At 67.5% G+C, this 16,128-nt stretch carries 14 protein-coding genes; 7 read left to right on the top strand and 7 right to left on the bottom strand.

Annotation, left to right across the window (positions count from 1 at the left end; all coding sequences use genetic code 11):
• The first annotated feature begins 10 nt into the window (after window positions 1-10).
• The 4 genes from recB to QC826_RS16955 all read left to right on the top strand — a co-directional run bounded on the left by recB (window position 11) and on the right by QC826_RS16955 (window position 7,105).
• Window positions 11-3,706 (top strand): exodeoxyribonuclease V subunit beta, encoded by a 3,696-nt coding sequence (gene recB / locus QC826_RS16970; protein ID WP_279761674.1) that lies wholly within the window; start codon window positions 11-13, stop codon window positions 3,704-3,706.
• On the top strand, window positions 3,696-5,726 hold the full coding sequence (recD, locus tag QC826_RS16965) for an exodeoxyribonuclease V subunit alpha (RefSeq protein ID WP_279761673.1): 2,031 nt from the start codon (window positions 3,696-3,698) through the stop codon (window positions 5,724-5,726). Before recB ends, recD begins: the two co-directional genes overlap by 11 nt.
• Window positions 5,727-6,109: 383 nt before the next feature.
• The gene (locus QC826_RS16960) at window positions 6,110-6,571 is read left to right on the top strand and encodes a helix-turn-helix domain-containing protein (protein WP_279761672.1); all 462 of its coding nucleotides are present in this window, start codon (window positions 6,110-6,112) and stop codon (window positions 6,569-6,571) included.
• A 144-nt stretch (window positions 6,572-6,715) separates the two neighbouring features.
• A complete protein-coding gene (locus tag QC826_RS16955; protein WP_279761671.1) occupies window positions 6,716-7,105 on the top strand; it encodes a hypothetical protein in 390 nt (129 codons plus the stop codon).
• Window positions 7,106-7,156: 51 nt separating this feature from the next.
• Here QC826_RS16955 and QC826_RS16950 read toward each other — a convergent pair whose 3' ends face one another.
• The 3 genes from QC826_RS16950 to QC826_RS16940 form a co-directional block, all read right to left on the bottom strand.
• Window positions 7,157-8,032 carry a serine hydrolase gene (locus QC826_RS16950; RefSeq protein WP_279761670.1) on the bottom strand — a complete coding sequence of 292 codons (876 nt, stop codon included), beginning with the start codon at window positions 8,030-8,032 and terminating at the stop codon, window positions 7,157-7,159.
• Window positions 8,033-8,297: 265 nt separating this feature from the next.
• Window positions 8,298-8,516: a molybdopterin-binding protein gene (locus tag QC826_RS16945; RefSeq protein WP_199759186.1), complete on the bottom strand. Its 219-nt coding sequence runs from the start codon at window positions 8,514-8,516 to the stop codon at window positions 8,298-8,300.
• Between the two features lie 106 nt (window positions 8,517-8,622).
• Window positions 8,623-9,666 carry a sulfate ABC transporter substrate-binding protein gene (locus QC826_RS16940; protein WP_279761669.1) on the bottom strand — a complete coding sequence of 348 codons (1,044 nt, stop codon included), beginning with the start codon at window positions 9,664-9,666 and terminating at the stop codon, window positions 8,623-8,625.
• Window positions 9,667-9,959: 293 nt separating this feature from the next.
• Here QC826_RS16940 and QC826_RS16935 point away from each other — a divergent pair, with 293 nt between their 5' ends.
• Window positions 9,960-10,493 (top strand): GNAT family N-acetyltransferase, encoded by a 534-nt coding sequence (locus tag QC826_RS16935; protein ID WP_279761668.1) that lies wholly within the window; start codon window positions 9,960-9,962, stop codon window positions 10,491-10,493.
• A gap of 87 nt (window positions 10,494-10,580) precedes the next feature.
• Here QC826_RS16935 and QC826_RS16930 read toward each other — a convergent pair whose 3' ends face one another.
• The 4 genes from QC826_RS16930 to QC826_RS16915 form a co-directional block, all read right to left on the bottom strand.
• The gene (locus QC826_RS16930; RefSeq protein WP_279761667.1) at window positions 10,581-12,278 is read right to left on the bottom strand and encodes an ATP-binding protein; all 1,698 of its coding nucleotides are present in this window, start codon (window positions 12,276-12,278) and stop codon (window positions 10,581-10,583) included.
• A complete protein-coding gene (locus QC826_RS16925) occupies window positions 12,279-12,395 on the bottom strand; it encodes a helix-turn-helix transcriptional regulator (RefSeq protein WP_279761666.1) in 117 nt (38 codons plus the stop codon).
• Between the two features lie 20 nt (window positions 12,396-12,415).
• Window positions 12,416-12,934: a response regulator transcription factor gene (locus QC826_RS16920; protein WP_279761665.1), complete on the bottom strand. Its 519-nt coding sequence runs from the start codon at window positions 12,932-12,934 to the stop codon at window positions 12,416-12,418.
• A 111-nt stretch (window positions 12,935-13,045) separates the two neighbouring features.
• Window positions 13,046-13,861 (bottom strand): class II glutamine amidotransferase, encoded by an 816-nt coding sequence (locus QC826_RS16915; RefSeq protein ID WP_279761664.1) that lies wholly within the window; start codon window positions 13,859-13,861, stop codon window positions 13,046-13,048.
• A 231-nt stretch (window positions 13,862-14,092) separates the two neighbouring features.
• Between QC826_RS16915 and QC826_RS16910 the strand changes: the two genes are divergently transcribed.
• Both QC826_RS16910 and QC826_RS16905 read left to right on the top strand, forming a co-directional pair.
• On the top strand, window positions 14,093-15,262 hold the full coding sequence (locus QC826_RS16910; protein ID WP_313872635.1) for a hypothetical protein: 1,170 nt from the start codon (window positions 14,093-14,095) through the stop codon (window positions 15,260-15,262).
• Window positions 15,244-15,933, top strand: coding sequence for a YcbK family protein (locus QC826_RS16905; RefSeq protein WP_409567655.1), 690 nt, complete (start codon window positions 15,244-15,246; stop codon window positions 15,931-15,933). The genes QC826_RS16910 and QC826_RS16905 overlap by 19 nt, the downstream gene beginning before the upstream one ends.
• Window positions 15,934-16,128 lie beyond the last annotated feature (195 nt).

Here is a 16,128-nt window from a genome sequence, read left to right as displayed (position 1 = left end):
GAGTGCGACCATGAGTAAACTACTGGCGCCCCTGCGCTTCCCCCTGCACGGCTCGCGCCTGATCGAGGCCAGCGCCGGCACGGGCAAAACCTGGACCATCGCCGCGCTGTACGTGCGGCTGGTGCTGGGCCACGGCGGCGCCGACGGTTTCGTCCGTCCGTTGCTGCCGGCCGACATCCTGGTGATGACCTTCACCCGCGCCGCCACGCGCGAGCTGTCGAACCGGGTGCGCGAGCGCCTGGTCGAGGCGGCGGCCTATTTCCGCGGCCAGGGCGACAAGCCCGACCCCTTCCTCGACGAGCTGCTCGACTCCTACCCCGGCCACAACGAGCGCCAGCAGGCGGCACACCGCTTGATGCTGGCCGCCGAGACGATGGACGAGGCGGCCATTTTCACCATCGACGCCTGGTGCCAGCGCATGCTGCGCGAGCACGCCTTCGACAGCGGCAGCCTGTTCGACGAGGAGCTGGTGAGCGACGAGCACGCCCTGTTCGAGGACGCGGCGCACGACTACTGGCGCCAGCAGGTGTATCCGCTGGGCGCCGGCGCGCTGGCGCCGCTGCTCGACTGCTGGCCCGACGTGACGGTGCTCAAGCGCTCGGTGCGCGAGCTGGCCAAGCGCGCCAACAGTTTGCCAGCGCTGGGCGGCGAGAGCCTGGCCGGCCTGATCGGCCGGGTGCAGCGCGAGCAGCGCACACAGTTGGCGGCCTTGAAGGACGGCTGGACTGAGCGGGCCGACCGCATGGAACAATGGATAGGCGGCCACCGCGCCGCCGCGCCGAAGTGCTTCAACGGCGTCAAGATGAAGCCGGAGACGCTGGTCAAGTGGTTCGCCGGCCTGCGCGCCTGGGCGCGCGACGAGCAGGCCCACATGCCCGACATCTCGGACACGGCCTGGCGGCGCCTGACGCCGGACGGCATCGAGGACGCCTTCAGCAAGGGCTTCAGCACCGCCGTGCCGGACGACTTCGACGCCACCGCGCCGCTGTATGAGGCATTGCAAGCCATCGTCCCGCTGAGCCACGCGCTGTACCAGCACGCCGCCAGCTCGGTGGCGCAGCGCATGGACGAGTTGAAGCGGCGCGGCCGCCAGTTCGGCTTCGCCGACATGCTCGACCGCCTGAACGCCGCGCTGCAGGGCGAGAACGCCGAGGCGCTGCGCAAGCGCATCACCGAGCAGTATCCGGTGGCGATGGTCGACGAGTTCCAGGACACGGCGCCGAACCAGTACGAGATTTTCAACCTGCTGTACCGCGTCGCCGACAACGAGCCGAGTCTTGGCCTGTTCCTGATCGGCGACCCGAAGCAGTCGATCTACGGCTTCCGTGGCGCCGACATCCACAGCTACCTGTCGGCGCGCGCGGCCACCGAGGGCCGCCACTATCAGCTCGGCACCAACTACCGCTCGACGGCGCCGCTGGTCGACGCCGTCAACCGCCTGTTCCTCTACGCCGAGGGCGATGACCCCGGCGTGGCCGGCGGCCGGCCCGGCTTCCCGCGCGGCGCCTTCCGCTTCCGCAAGGACGGCGTCAACCCGCTGCCGTTCGAGGCGGTCGGCGCGCAAGGCCGCAAGGAGGTGCTGATGGCGGCCGACGGCCCGGTGCCGGCGATGGCGGTGTGCTGCAACGTGGCCGAGGACATCAAGGCCGACGGCTACCGCGACTTCTTCGCCTGGCACTGCGCCGAGGACATCGTGGCACGGCTGAACGACCCGCAAGCCGGCTTCGAGGGGCCGGACGGCCTGGTGCGGCTGCAACCGGCCGACATCGCCGTGCTGGTGCGCGACCGCAAGGAGGCGGCGGCGATCCGCAAGGCGCTGCAGCGGCGCAAGGTGGCCAGCGTCTACCTGTCGGACAAGGACTCGGTGGTCGACAGCGAGGAGGCGGCCGACGTGCTGCGCTGGCTGTCGGCGCTGGCCAATCCGCTCGACGGCGCGCTGGCGCGGGCCGCCTTCGCCACCCGCACGGCAGGCCTGGCGCTGGCCGAGCTGGCGCAGCTGTCGTCCGACGAGCTGGCCTGGGAACAGCGCGTCGAGCAGTTGAAGGCGCTGCACATCGTCTGGCAGCGCCAGGGCGTGCTGGCCATGCTGCGCCGCTTCATCCACGAACTGGGGCTGCCGGCGGTGCTGCTGCGCCAGGCCGGCGGCGAGCGGCGCCTGACCAACCTGCTGCATTTGGCCGAGCTGCTGCAGTCGGCCAGCCGCCAGTTGGACGGCGAACAGGCCTTGATCCGCTGGCTGGCCGAACAAATCGACGGCGGCGGCGAGGGCGGCGACGAGCGCGTGCTGCGCTTGGAAAGCGACGCCGAGCTGGTCAAGGTCATCACGGTGCACAAGTCGAAGGGGCTGGAGTACCCGCTGGTCTACCTGCCGTTCGCCGTCACCGCGCGCAAGGTGGAGCGGCGCAACCGCGCCTTCTTCGAGTACAGCGACGACGACGGCCGGCGGCAGATCGACATGGCGCTGAGCGACGCGGCGCTGGCCGCCGTCGAACGCGCCCGCATCGAGGAAGAGCTGCGCCTGCTGTACGTGGCGCTGACCCGCGCCCGCCACTTCCTGTGGCTGGGCGTGGCGGCGCTGGCGGCGCGCAAGGCCGGCGACAACACGCTGCACGAGTCGGCGCTGGGCTATCTGCTGACCGGCGGCGAGGCGCTGCCGGTCAGCCTGCTGGTCGAGCGCTGGGAGTATCTGCGCGGCGACTGCGAGCACATCGCCATCGGCACGCTGGCGGCGCCGCAACAGATGAACTTCCTCAGCCGTGTCGAGCAGCGCGCCGCGCTGATCGAGCCGGCGCAGTACAAGGGCCGCTTCGAACGCGATTGGACGGTGGGCAGCTTCACCTCGCTGGCGCGGCGCGTCGGCACGCCCGGCGCCAGCCACGTGCCGCGCCGCGCGCTGGAGGAAAAACTGCTGGAGCAGGAGGACGCCCCGGCCGGTCTGGCGGCGGCCAGCCGCACCGAGGACGCGCCCTGGCACCGCTTCCCGCGCGGCTCCGTGCCCGGCAACTTCCTGCACGAGCAGCTGGAGTGGATGGGGCAGGAGGGCTTCGGCAGCGTCGACGACGAGCAGTTCGACGCACGGCTGGCCAAGCGCATCGAGCGCGCCGGCTGGGGCCACCGCCAGGAGGACAGCATCGCCTGGCTGCGCGCCATCGCCACCACGCCGCTGCCCGAGCTGGGCGTGGCGCTGTGCCAGCTCGACGCCGTGCTGCCGGAGATGGAGTTCTGGTTCCCCAGCGAGCGCCTGAGCACCGGCGCGCTGGACCGCCTGTGCAGCGCGCATCTGCTGGACGGCATCGCCCGGCCGGCGCTGCCCGAGCGCCAGCTGCACGGCATGTTGAAAGGCTTCACCGACCTGGTGTTCGAGCACGACGGCCGCTACTGGGTGGTCGACTACAAGTCGAACGCGCTCGGCTCCGGCGACGCCGCCTACCATCGCGGCGCGCTGGCGGCCGGCATGGCCGAGCACCGCTACGACATCCAGGGCGCCATTTACATGCTGGCGCTGCACCGCCTGCTGGCCAGCCGGCTCGGCGAGCGCTACGACCCGGCCACCCAGCTGGGCGGCGCGGTGTTCTTCTTCTTGCGCGGCATCGCCAACCCGCACACCCACGGCTGCTATCTGCTGGCGCCGGACGCCGCGCTGCTCGACGGCCTGGACCGACTACTGGACGAGGCTACCCAGCCGGAATTTGAACATGACGATTGATCCGCACACCTTCCGGCCGACGCCGGCCGACGCCGCCACACTGGCGCTGCTGGCCCAGGTCGACGCCCTCACCGAAGACGGCCAGTTGCGCCGCCTGAGCGCCGCCTTCGCCCGCTTCATCGGCTCGATAGGCGGCGGTTCGCCGCAATTGGCGCTCGCTTGCGTGCTGTTGTCCGAACTTGAGGGGCGCGGCCACAGCTGCCTGGAACTCGACGCGCTGGCGCGCGACCCGGCCGGCCTGCTCGGTTGGGGCGAGGACAGCTGGCGCGGCCTGCGCGAGGCGGCCGGCGTCTGGCCCAAGCGCGGCGCCGCCTGGCACGCCTTGCTGGCGGCCTGCGAGCAGGTGTGGGCGGTCGGCGACCTCGATTTCGAGCAGCCGCTGGTGCTCGACGGCGAACGGCTCTACCTGCGCCGCTACTGGCGCGACGAGACGCTGGTGGCGCAGGCCGTGCGCGGCCGCGCGCTGACGCCGCGCCAGCCCGACCTGGCCGAGGTGCGGCGCTGGCTGGACCTGCTGTTCGAGCACGCGCCGCGCGAGGGCGGGCCGGACTGGCAAAAGATCGCCTGCGCCGTCGCCCTGCACGGCAACATGGCGATCATCACCGGCGGGCCGGGCACCGGCAAGACCTACACGGTGGCGCGTCTGCTGGCGCTGCTGTTCGCCAGCGCCGGCGAGGGCAGCGGACGGCTGCGCATCGCCTTGGCGGCGCCCACCGGCAAGGCGGCGGCGCGGCTCAAGCAGTCGATCGACCACGCCCTCGACGGCCTGGCCGACCGGGTCGGCCCGGCGCTGCCGCTGCGCGAGCTGGCGGCGCGCATGGGCGCGGCGCGCACCCTGCACAGCCTGCTGGGGGCGCGGCCGGGCACGCGCGCCTTCCAACACCACGCCGGCAACCCGCTCGACGTCGACGTGCTGATCGTCGACGAGGCCTCGATGGTGCACTTGGAGATGATGGCGGCGCTGCTCGACGCGCTGCCGCCGCAGGCGATGTTGGTGCTGCTCGGCGACAAGGACCAGCTGGCCTCGGTCGAGGCCGGCGCCGTGTTGGGCGACCTGTGCCACGAGGCCCAGGCCGGCGCCTATTCGATGGAAACCTTGCGCTATGTGCAAGAGAGCAGCGGCCAGACCATTCCCGACGCCTTCGTCGGCGCCGGCGGCCCGCTGGCCCAGCAGACCGTGATGTTGCGCCAGAGCCGGCGCTTCAGCGGTCCGATCGGCGCGCTGGCGCTGGCCGTCAACGCCGGCGACGCGGCCGCCGCGCAGGAGGTTCTGCGCGGCAACAGCGACGGCAAACTGGCCTGGATCGCGCCGGCGCAACAGGCCGACGTGCTGCAACTGGCCCTGGCCGGCCGCGCCGACGAGATAGGCGGAGGCTATCGGCCCTACCTGAGGATGATCCAATCCGGCCCCGGCCAAGCCGACGAGTCCGGCCATGACGGCGGCCAAGACGGCGGCCACGACGGCTGGGTGCGCGGCGTGCTGCACAGCTTCGAAGCCTTCCGCATCCTGTGCGCGGTGCGCGAGGGCGAGTGGGGCGTGGCCGGTTTGAACGAGGCGATCGAGCACAAGCTGGAGGGGGCCGGGCTGATCCGCAAGCGGGGCGAATGGTATGTCGGCCGGCCGGTGATGGTCACCCGCAACGACTACGCCACCGGCGTGTTCAACGGCGACATCGGCCTGACCCTGCCCGATCCGGCGCGGCCCGGTTATCTGCGCGTCTACTTCTCCGAGGGCGACAAGGTGCGCAGCGTGCTGGCCACGCGCCTGCGCAATGTCGAGACCGCCTTCGCCATGACGGTGCATAAATCGCAAGGTTCCGAGTTCAGCCACACCGTCATGGTGTTGCCGCGCGAAGGCGGGGCGGTGATCGCGCGGGAGCTGGTGTACACCGGCATCACCCGCGCGCGCGAGCTGTTCACACTGCTCACGCCGGCACCACAAGTGCTGCTCGACGCCATCGCCGCGCGTACCCAGCGCGCCTCCGGTCTGCGCGAACTGCTCGATTCGCCGACCGTTTAGCGTTTCGATTTTATTAGTATCAATTGCTGCTAACCACAGCGGAGAAGGGCCGGTCTTGATAAGGGCCGGCCCTTTTTTATCGCCGCCATCTCGGCTTTTGCGCCACTTATTGGCATAAGTGCACCAATATTTGGCGTGAGAGAGTGATCTCTTGCGTGTGCCGCTTGTGAACATGCGGTTTTCCGGTGTGCCAGGTGTTCGACGCCTACTCAGTTGGGTTCGTCATAAGGTAGTCCCATTTGCGTTCGCACAAACACTTAAGTATTGTGGTGATTGCGATATTTTCGATTTTGTATGAAACTGGAAGTGGATAATCGAATTGGAGTGATGATATGGCTACGCTTGCTCGCAGACTTTCCAGAACCAAGGAAACGAGCGTTGATGTGCTGGCATTGATCGCCGAAGGCTTGGTGGCAAAAATCCCTGCATTGAAAGTCGAGATGCAGGCTGAGATCGCCGCAGCGCTCCACGATCTGCTCGATGGATGCGACGAATTGTCGCGGCTTGCCAGAGTTGGCATGCAACACCATTTGATCCAGGTCGCCGAGGATTTGCTCCAAAATACGGAGTCCAAGGTGATAGATAAAATGTTAACAACCGAGCAAGCAGCGACCTTAATGCATTGCAGCCGTCCCTACGTGGCTATGCTTGTCGATAACAAAAAATTGGCAGGCGCGACAATTACCGAAGGCGGACATCGTCGCGTCCCGGAATCCTCGGTTCGTGCTTGGATCAAAAGCAAGGAAGAACAAGCAGCAGGTGTCGACTACCGTGCGGCTGGCGTAGAGGCCGGTATGTATGAGATCCCCGAGCAGACATATGTCGACGTGGCGGACAAGGCTTGAGATGAGATGGTCCATAGTCATCCACTATCGCCAGTGGGAACCACCTTTGCCCTCCTGGATGCGAACGTGTTACTGCCGCCAAGGTTGTCCGATGTGATGTTTGACCTTGCCGGGGCAGGCTTATTCTCGGCAAGATGGACGGGAATGATTGAATCCGAGTTCTTGAGAAACTGGTTGGTAGTGGTCGACAAAGCTAGCCGGAAAAGTGCTCGAACACCCTTGGCCTTGTCCGGTTTGGAACGGCCGGCAGCGTCGTCGAAGGCCTTGACAAGGCTGCAGTGCTACCGGAATGCGGTGCGGGACTTCGAGGTCTACGGCGCTGAAGATGAGTTCGTGGTGGCACGAGTACCAGATGCGGTCGACCCGGGCGACAGACACGTCGCAGCCGCTGCTATCGCGCTATTGAACTATGCGAACAAAAGTGGTTCGGTAGAACGAGCGTGTCTATTGGATGCGTTGGCTTTGCATGGCGCGAAGGAAACAGTCCTTCATCTCGCGACAATATGGAAGGTGGCGCCATCGAGTACGGGCTAGGGATGGCAGGGGGAAACTCTGCAGCGGTCGCTGCAGAGTATTACATTGGAGTTAGGACGCGCGGCGGTGGCGGCGGGTGCTGGCCTTGGCGGCCTTCTTGTGGCGCTTGCCGCCGGCGACCATCACCTTCGGCTCGGCGTCCGGGCCGGCGATGAAGCGGCGGATGTTGAGCGCGTCGCCGATGCGGGCCGAGTTGGCGCGGGCGTTGAGCAGCACCAGGGTGGCGTTCTTGCCGGCCGCCTTGATGCGCATGATCAGGCAGCGGCCGGCCTCTTCGGTGTAACCGGTCTTGGACATGCCGATGTCCCAGCCCTTGGCGCCGACCAGGCGGTTGGTGTTGTGGTACTCCACCTTGCGGCCGTTGATGTTGATGATGTCCTTGGTGTCGGTGGTGATGCGGCGGATCTCCGGGTAGGCCGAGGCGGCGGTGGCCATCTTGACCAGGTCGGCGGCGGTCGAACGGTTGTTCGGCGACAGGCCGGTCGGCTCTTCGATCACCGTCTGGGTCAGGCCCAGCGCGCGGATCTTGGCCTTGACGGCGGCGGCGAAGGCGCTGCTGCCGCCCGGGTAGGTGCGGCCCAGCGAGGCGGCGGCGCGGTTGTCGGACGACATCAGGGCCAGTTGCAGCACGTCGCGGCGGGCGATCTCGGCGCCCACCGGCACGCGCGAGGTGCTGTGCTTGAGCATGTCGACGTCGGTCTTGTCGATGCTGATCGGGGCGTTCATGTCTTGCTTGGCGTCGAGCACCACCATCGCCGTCATCAGCTTGGTCAGCGAGGCGATCGGTACTTGGACGTTGGAGTTCTTTTCCAGCAAGATCTTGCCGGTGCCGTCTTCCACCACCAGCACCGATTGGGAACCAAGCGGGACCGCGACGGCGGCGACGGAGAATGATGTCAGCAGTAAAGCGACGATTTTTTTGAGCATGTCGGGTAGTCGTGACGGAATGGGGTGTATCGGGCGCCGGGAGGCGGCGCTGCGCGTACTGGTCTAGCTATACGGCAATATTTTCCTAAGGATAGACAATAACATTAAAGTGAATTCTCGTCTATTGAATGTAAGTCGTGCGGACTGAACAATGAAAAAAAGCCCCGGACGGCCGCTGTCCGGGGCTTTGGAAGGGCGGCAGGCCTGGATTTCCACCTTGCCGCGGTGCTGCACACTGCCCCCCTCGGGGTATTGCCGAAGCGTACTACTGAATCTTGGCGATCGACACCTCCGTCGACTTGACCAGGGCGATCACCTCGCTGCCCACCTTCAGGCCGAGGTCGTGGATGGAGCGCGAGGTGATGACGGAGGTGACGATGCCGTGCGCCGTTTCGACGTCGACCTCGGAGACCACCGGTCCGAAGATGATTTCCTTGATCTTGCCGGGGAATTGGTTGCGTACATTGATTTCCGAAATGGCCATCAGGATTCCTTATAAATGACGTTGAATTATCAGCGTTTCCGATCAATGCTGAGTCTTCAGAGTACGTCCATGGCGGCCGTTTGGAAACGAATGCTTGCGCATATCCTTATTTGGATTGGTAGATCTTGTCGAACTCGCCGCCGTCGTCGAAGTGCTTCTTCTGCGCCGCCTTCCAGCCGCCGAACACATCGTCGACGGTGAACAGGGTGATCGGCTTGAAGCTGGCGGCGTATTTCTTCGCCACGGCCGCCGAGCGGGGACGCAGGAAGTGCTTGGCGGCGATCTCCTGGCCGGCGTCGGAATACAGGAAGTTCAGGTAGGCGGTGGCCTGCTTGCGGATGTTGCGGCGGTCGACCACCTTGTCGACCACGGCCACGGGCGATTCGGCCAGGATGGAGTTGGCCGGGTAGACCACCTCGAAGTTGTCGCCGAACTCGGTGCGCACCAGTTGCACCTCGTTTTCGAAGGTGATCAGCACGTCGCCGATCTGGCGCTGGGTGAAGGTGGTGGTGGCGGCGCGGCCGCCGGCGTCGAGGATCGGCACGTTCTTGAAGATGCGGCCGACCAGGTCGCGCGCCTGCGCCTCGGTGCCGCCTTTTTTGACCACGGCGCCCCAGGCGGCCAGATAGCTGTAGCGGCCGTTGCCCGAGGTCTTGGGGTTGGGGATGATCACCTTGACGCCGGGCTTGCCCAGGTCGTCCCAGCCCTTGATCTGCTTGGGGTTGCCCTTGCGCACCAGGTAGACCATGGTCGAGTAGAACGGCGCGGCGCCGTTGGGGAATTTTTTCGCCCAGTCGGCCGCCACCAGGCCGCGATCGGCCAGCAGGTCGATGTCGTTGGCCTGGTTCATCGTCACCACCGAGGCCTCGAGGCCGTCGGCCACCGAGCGGGCCTGCTTGGACGAGCCGCCGTGCGACTGGTTGATGGTCAGCGTTTCGCCGGTGCTTTTCTTCCATTCCGCGATGAAGGCCGGGTTGATGTCCTTGAACAGTTCGCGCGTGACGTCGTAGGAGGCGTTGAGCAGCACGGTGTCGGCGGCCGAGGCGCTCATCGGCAGGGCCAACAGGACGGCGGCGGCGGCGAAACCGCCGGCGAGGAAGCTGCGGCGCGGCAGCGCGCGGGCGGTTTTGGCGGAAACGATGTTTGGCATGGTGGGCTCTATTGTGAAAACAGACCGCCATAGTCTAAAATCCGGCCCGGAAAAGATACGAATTTTTCGTAATATGCTTAGATGGTATCGACCACAAGGGTTTCCAGCGAAATCCGCATATGGATTCTTGCAAACATTCGTCGGCAAGGCCGGGGCGGCGATGCAGTATGGCGGGAGTCGGAAAAAGGACCGGTGCGCATCGGTTTTTGCCGCTTGGTGTATAGTGGGTTACGCACTGAGAAGCCAGCTGAGACCTGCTTCATTTTGCTATCGGGAATATTTTGTGAGCGTTCATGAGTCTTGAAATTCGTATTGCTGCGTCGACAGATGCGTCTGCGGCATGCAATGTGTTACGTCGTTCGATCGAGGAGTGCTGTGTTTCCGATCATAAGAACGACCCGGCCATCCTGGCTGCCTGGTTGGGTAACAAGAACCCGGAGACGGTGGCGAGCTGGTTTGCCTCGCCGACCAATTTTTCCCTGGTCGCGCTCGAGCGCGGCGAGGTGGTCGGTGTCGCCCTGCTGACCGGCGCCGGCAAGCTGGCGCTGTGCTATCTGTTGCCGGAGGCGCTGCGCCACGGCGTCGGCAAAGCCCTGCTGCAGCGCATGGAACAACAGGCTTGCAGCTGGGGCGTCAAGGCGCTGCAGCTGCACAGCACGGCCAGCGGCGAGGCCTTTTTCGCCAGCCAGGGCTATGTGCAGGCCGGCAAGGTGCGTTCGCCCTACGGCGTGGAAACCATTTTCTTCTGGAAGCAACTCGACGCCGTTGCCGGCGAGCCCGACGGCAAGCGCAAACGTTTTTGCAACTGCAACTCCAACTCCGCCTGAGTCGGCCCAAGCCAGTGGCGGACCCCGCCAACTTAAGGTGTCGGCCGCTCCCAAACCATCCAGAGCCGCAGAGCCAGGGGCGGCCCCCTAGGGGGCTGACCCTAGATTGGCGCCTGTGGGTTTTCTTGGCTTAACCGCACTCGGGGCAGACCCCGGGGGCCGACCCTGGATTGTCGCCTTTGCGCTGGCTTCGTTTAGCGGCACGACCAGTTCGACCACCGTGCCCGGCCGCGGCGCCTCGCCGCCGGCGTCCAGCCAGGCCAGCGTGGCGCCCAGCTTGTGCGCGCGCAGCCGCATGTTGGCCATGCCGTGGCCGCCGCCGGCCAGGGGCGGCGGCGGCGCCATGCCGACGCCGTCGTCCTCGATCCGCACGCGCAGTTGGCGCGGCGAAAAATACACCTCGACCTTGACCCGCCGCGCCTGCGCGTGGCGCAGCACGTTGGCCAGCGCCTCCTGCAGCACGCGCAGCAGCTGCAGGCCGGCGTGCGGCGCCAGCGTCAGCGCGTCGGGCAGGGCGTGGTTGGTCCAGAGGAAGTCCAGGCCCAGCGCGCGGCAGCGCGCCTCCATGCGGAAACGGAAGTTGCCCAGCACCGGCAGCAGGTCCGGCTCGTCGGGCGCCAGGGTGTCGATCGCCAGGCGCATGTCGTCCATGCACTCCTGCAGCAGCAGCACGGTCTGTTCGCGGCTGGCGTTGCCGCCTTGCACCATCATCAACGCGCTCAGCAGTTGCGAGCCGACGCCGTCGTGCAGGCCCTGCATGATGCGCAGGCGTTCCTCGTTGACGGCGTGTTCGCGCTCGAAGGCGCGCGACTGGATCTGACGGGCGTCGCGTTCGTGCCAGAAGCGCAGCAGGCTCCAGGCGGCGGCGCCGCTGACGAGCAGGCTGAGCAGCATGATCAGCGCGCCGGCGCGCGCCTCCTCGCGCCATTTCTGCAAATAGTCGTCGCTGGCCAGGCCGACGCTGAAGTAGAGATTGGCCGGCGCGGCCAGCAGCGGCCGGTCGAAGATGCGTTGCAGCGAGATCAGCCGCTCGACGCCGTCCAGCGGCGAGGTGAACAGATACGTCTCGGGCCGCTGGCCGGAGGCGACGTAGGCGCGCAGCTTGGCCGAGGCGATGGTCTTGCCGATCATGGTGTCGTCGTAGTGCCGCCGGGCGTAGCGGGCGAACACCTGTTCGTCGGACGAGCTGAGCGTCATCGCGCCCTTGGCGCCGACGCTGACCAGCGAGAAGGCGCTCGACAGCCGCGCCAGGTCCACCTCGGCCGTCAACACGCCGTGGAAGCGGCCGCCGGCGTCGCGCATGGCGCGCGCCAGCAGCACGTGCCAGCGGCCGCTGGCGGCGTCCAGCCGTGGCGGGCTGATGCTCAGGCCCGGACCGGCCGGGCCGCGCAGGGCTTGGAACCAGCTCCGGCCGGCGATGGCGCCGGCCGCGTCGGACGGCAGCGCCGCGCCGCGCTGCAAACGGCCGGCGGCGTCGAACACGCGCAGCGCGCCCAGCGCCGGCTGGCGTTCGCGCAGTTGCGCCAACAGGCCGGCGGCGGCGGCGGGGGGCAGTTGCAGCAGGTCGTCGGCGGTGCTGCCGAGCGCGGCGTCGAGGGCGCGCAGGGTGCCGGAGATGTTTTCCTTCAGCACGGTCGACAGGTTCTGCGCCGTGACCCTGGCGTGCTGCATGGTCTGCTGGTGGCTTTGCAGCAGGAACAGGGCCAGCACGGCGCCGATCAGCAGGTTCAGCGCGGCGCCGCCGCCCAGCACCACCAGCGTTGCTTGGCGCCGCCGGGGCGCCATCTACAGCAGGCCCAGCGCGGTCGCTTCGTAGACCGCCTCGCCGCGCGAATGCACCGCCAGCTTCTTGTAGATGTTCTTGACGTGGCGCGCCACGGTGTGCGGCGAGATGGTGTACATGTCGCCGATCTCGTTGAAGCTCAGGCCTTGGCCAGCGCGCGCAGCATTTCGACCTCGCGCTCGGTCACCAGCGCCCGCCCGGCCGGCGGCGGCGCCGCCGCCGGCGCGGCGGCGCCGCTCTTGCCCAGGCGTTGCAGGATCTTGCGCGCGATCACCGGGCTGACCGGCGCGCCGCCTTCGCGCAGCACGCGCACGCAGTCGAGCAGGGCGGCCGGGGCGCTGTCCTTGAGCAGGTAGCCGGTGGCGCCGGCCTCGATGCTGGCCATGACGTGGGCGTCGTCGCCGAACACGGTGACCACCACCACGTCGCAGTCGGGGTGGCGGCGCTGGGCGTGGCGGATCAGCTCGACGCCGTCCATGTCGGGCAGGCCGAGGTCGATCAGGTAGAGGTCGGCGCGCTCGCGCTCGATCAGCGCCATGCCGTCGCGGCCGTTGCCGGCCACGCCGAGCAGCCGCAGGCCGTCGCTGGCGTCGACCACGGCGCTGAAGTGGCGCAGGAATTCCAGGTTGTCTTCAATGATTGCGATGGTGGTTGGCATGATTCTCGGCAATGTTGAAGCGGCGTATGAAGGCATGGTAGCCGATGCAACACCATGCGCGCAATGGCGCCGCCGCGCGTCGTTCGCCGTGGCGGCCGGCGCGCGCCGCGGTCAGCAGATGGCGAAGTGCAGGCGGCGTGTGCTGGGCGCCGGCGCGGCCGGGCTGGCCACCGCCTGGCCGGCGACGAACAGGCGCAATTCGCCCGGAGCGAAGGCCTGCCAGGGCTCGTCGCTGGTCAGCGGCGCGGTGGCGATGACGGCGATGCGGTCGTCCAGATGGTTGTGCTGGCGGAAGTCGATGCTCAGGTCGCAGTCGATCAGCCGCGCCACCGAGAACGGGTAGGCGCGCAACACGTAGTACAGCTTGGTCGAGCAGTGGGCGAACATCAGCTCGCCATTCGACAGGATGAAGTTGAAGCTGCCGTGGGCGGCGACGGCGCCGGCCAGCTCGGCCAGCGTGGCATACAGCAGGTGGCGCGCCGGCTGGCCGTCGGGAAAGCGTTGCAGCAGGCCCGACAGCAGGTGGCAGAAGGCCATTTCGCTGTCGGTGTCGCCGGCCGGGCGGTAGGCGGCGGGCGGCGCGGCGAAGCGGCCGAGGTCGCCGTTGTGGGCGAACGACCAGGTCCGGCCCCACAACGTGCGGGTGAACGGATGGCTGTTCTCCAGCGCGACGCGGCCCTGGGTGGCCTTGCGGATGTGGGCGACGATGTTGCGCGCCTTGACCGGCTGGCGCTTCAGCTCGGCGGCCAGCGGCGAGTCGATCGAGGCCAGGTGGTCGGTGATCAGGCGGCAGCCGCCGTCGCCGTGGATGGCGATGCCCCAGCCGTCCTTGTGCTCGCCGGTGCGGCCGCCGCGCTCGGCGAAGCCGGCGAAGGAGAAGCCGAGTGCTGCCGGCTTGCTGCTGTTCATTGCGAGGAGTTGGCACATGGCGGGCGGCGGTGGAGTGGCGATAGGCGACGATAAGCCCGGCCCCGGCGCGGCGGCAAGGAAGTATTTTGCATATGCATATTCGGCCCGCCGCCCCGCCATCCTTATACGCGTCGCGCATAAGGATGGCCGAAACGATTCCTTCTTTTTCGCCGCCGCCGGCCTTAGGCTGTGTTTTCCCGCGCCAGCCGAACAGGCCGTCATGGCGCGCCAGACCAAGGAGTCCACCGCATGTCCCAGCCCGCCCAGCCCGCCGAACTCACCCAGTCCGCCCAGACCGCCCAGGCCGCCGCAGCGCCGTCCAATGCGCCGGCGGACGCGCCGGCGCTTTCCCATCCGGTGTCGTATCCTGTGCTGCAACACTATCTGGCGCGCTTGTCCGGCGCCGGCGGCGCCACCTCGTCGATCCGGCTCGACGCCGACGGCAAGGCGCAGGGGCGCTTCTTCAACTGCACCATGGGCAGCGCCTTCCAACCGATCCGCCAGCTCGACGCGGCGGACCGGGCGGCGCTGGCCTACGAGGGCCTGGCGCGCGGCGTGGCGCTGGCCGACCAGGGGCTGTCGCTGTGGAAGCTGCTCGACCACGCCGCCAGCGACGACGAGTCGATCGAGCTGGACCGTTTGTGCCGCATGCTGCACGCGATCAATTTCTTCCGCCAGTTGCAGGCGCCGGCGGCGGGACAGGAGCCGGTCGACCTGTATTTGAACGTGCACGACCGTCTGCTCAGCGCCGTCAGCAGCAACCACGGCCACGCCTTCCAGCGCATACTGGCGGCGCTGGGCCTGCCGATCGAGCGCATCGTGCTGCAATTGCCGCAGGTGGCGCCGCAGCAGGGCTGGTTGCTGCAGTACGTGGCCGACAACTACCGCCGCAACGGCTTCCGCTTCGCCGTCAACGCCGCCACGCCGGCCGAGGCGCGGGCCTGCTGGCGCGGGTGCGGCCGGATGTGCTCAAGCTCGACGTCCGCCTGCTCGGCCAGGCCGACCAGCCCGGCCTGCTGCGCCTGGCCCAGGCCTGCCACGCGCAGGGCGCGCGGCTGGTGTTCAAGCGGCTGGAAACGAGCACGGCGTTGGCGCTGTTGCGCTGGCTGGCGGTGGCGGCGGGCGTGCCGGTGCTGGCCCAGGGTTATCTGCTCGACACGCCGGACGCCGTGCTGGCGGGCGGCGGGCGCCGGTTGGCGGCGGCGTGACGGGCGTCGGCGGCGTCGCCGTCCGCCGCGGGCGCCGGCAAGCAGGCAAGCAGGCAAGCATGTGAATTTTTCTACGTGGGGTTTTTCAATTCCCCCACCTATAGGCTATAGTAAGAACATTGTCTCAATGGATGCACTATGGTATCGCGTAGAAATTTTATTCAGCACGGCTTGGGTCTGGGCGCGGTCGGCATGCTGGCCACGCCCTTAATCGGCTGCGCCGCCCGCAGCGTCAATGGTGGCGCCGATAGCGCCGCCGTCCACACCGCCGGTAAGCCGGCGGCCCATGCGGCCAGGGCGGCAAAACCGGCCACCATGCTGGCACAAGCGCCGAGCTCGGCGGGGCCGACCGAACTGGCGCCGCCGCCGGACATCTTCGACGCCCAGGCGCTCGACCTGGAGTTCTGGCTCAAGCCGCGCGTGCTCAGCGTGACGCGCCCGGCCAGCGGCGAAAAGGCCAGGATCTTGTATTGGAAGGACGGCGAGGTGATCGACTCGGCCTACCAGGAACTCTGTCATTTGATGCGCGACGTCAACGGCAAGGAGACCGCGCCCATCGATCCCAAGTTGTTCGAAACCCTGTGGGGCACCCAGGCCTTCGTGGCGCGCTACGGCATCGACCATCCGTTGGAGATCCTGTCGGGCTACCGCACGCCGAACTCGAACAAGAGATTGATCGAGGCGGGCGTGCCGGCGGCGCGCCAATCGCTGCACATCACGGGCCGCGCGGCCGACATCCGCATCCCCAACCTGAACGCCGAGGTGCTGGGCGGCCTGGTGCGCAGCTTCCGCCAGGGCGGGGTGGGCTTCTACTACCGCGAGGGGGCGCGCGGCGGCTGGATCCACGCCGATACCGGACTCAAGCGCACTTGGAAGGGTTGAGCTCGCCGACGGCGAGCACCGACGCCGCCGCCGTTGCGGTAGTTCAGCATATGCCCGCCCTCCATCCACATTCGACCGCCGGCCGCGGCGGAAGTTGCGCCGTTGTCGATGCGCGCCCTCAAGTCGTCCTTAAAAATTTCTGCACCTGCAAGATCGGCTAAACTAGCGCTTTGGCCCGTAGCCATGGGCCGGTAG

This window comes from Rugamonas sp. DEMB1 (assembly GCF_029834475.1).
In the GTDB taxonomy this organism is placed as follows: domain Bacteria; phylum Pseudomonadota; class Gammaproteobacteria; order Burkholderiales; family Burkholderiaceae_D; genus Rugamonas; species Rugamonas rubra.
The sequence above is the reverse complement of the archived record's forward strand: the minus strand, read 5'-3'. Positions and strand labels throughout refer to the sequence as shown.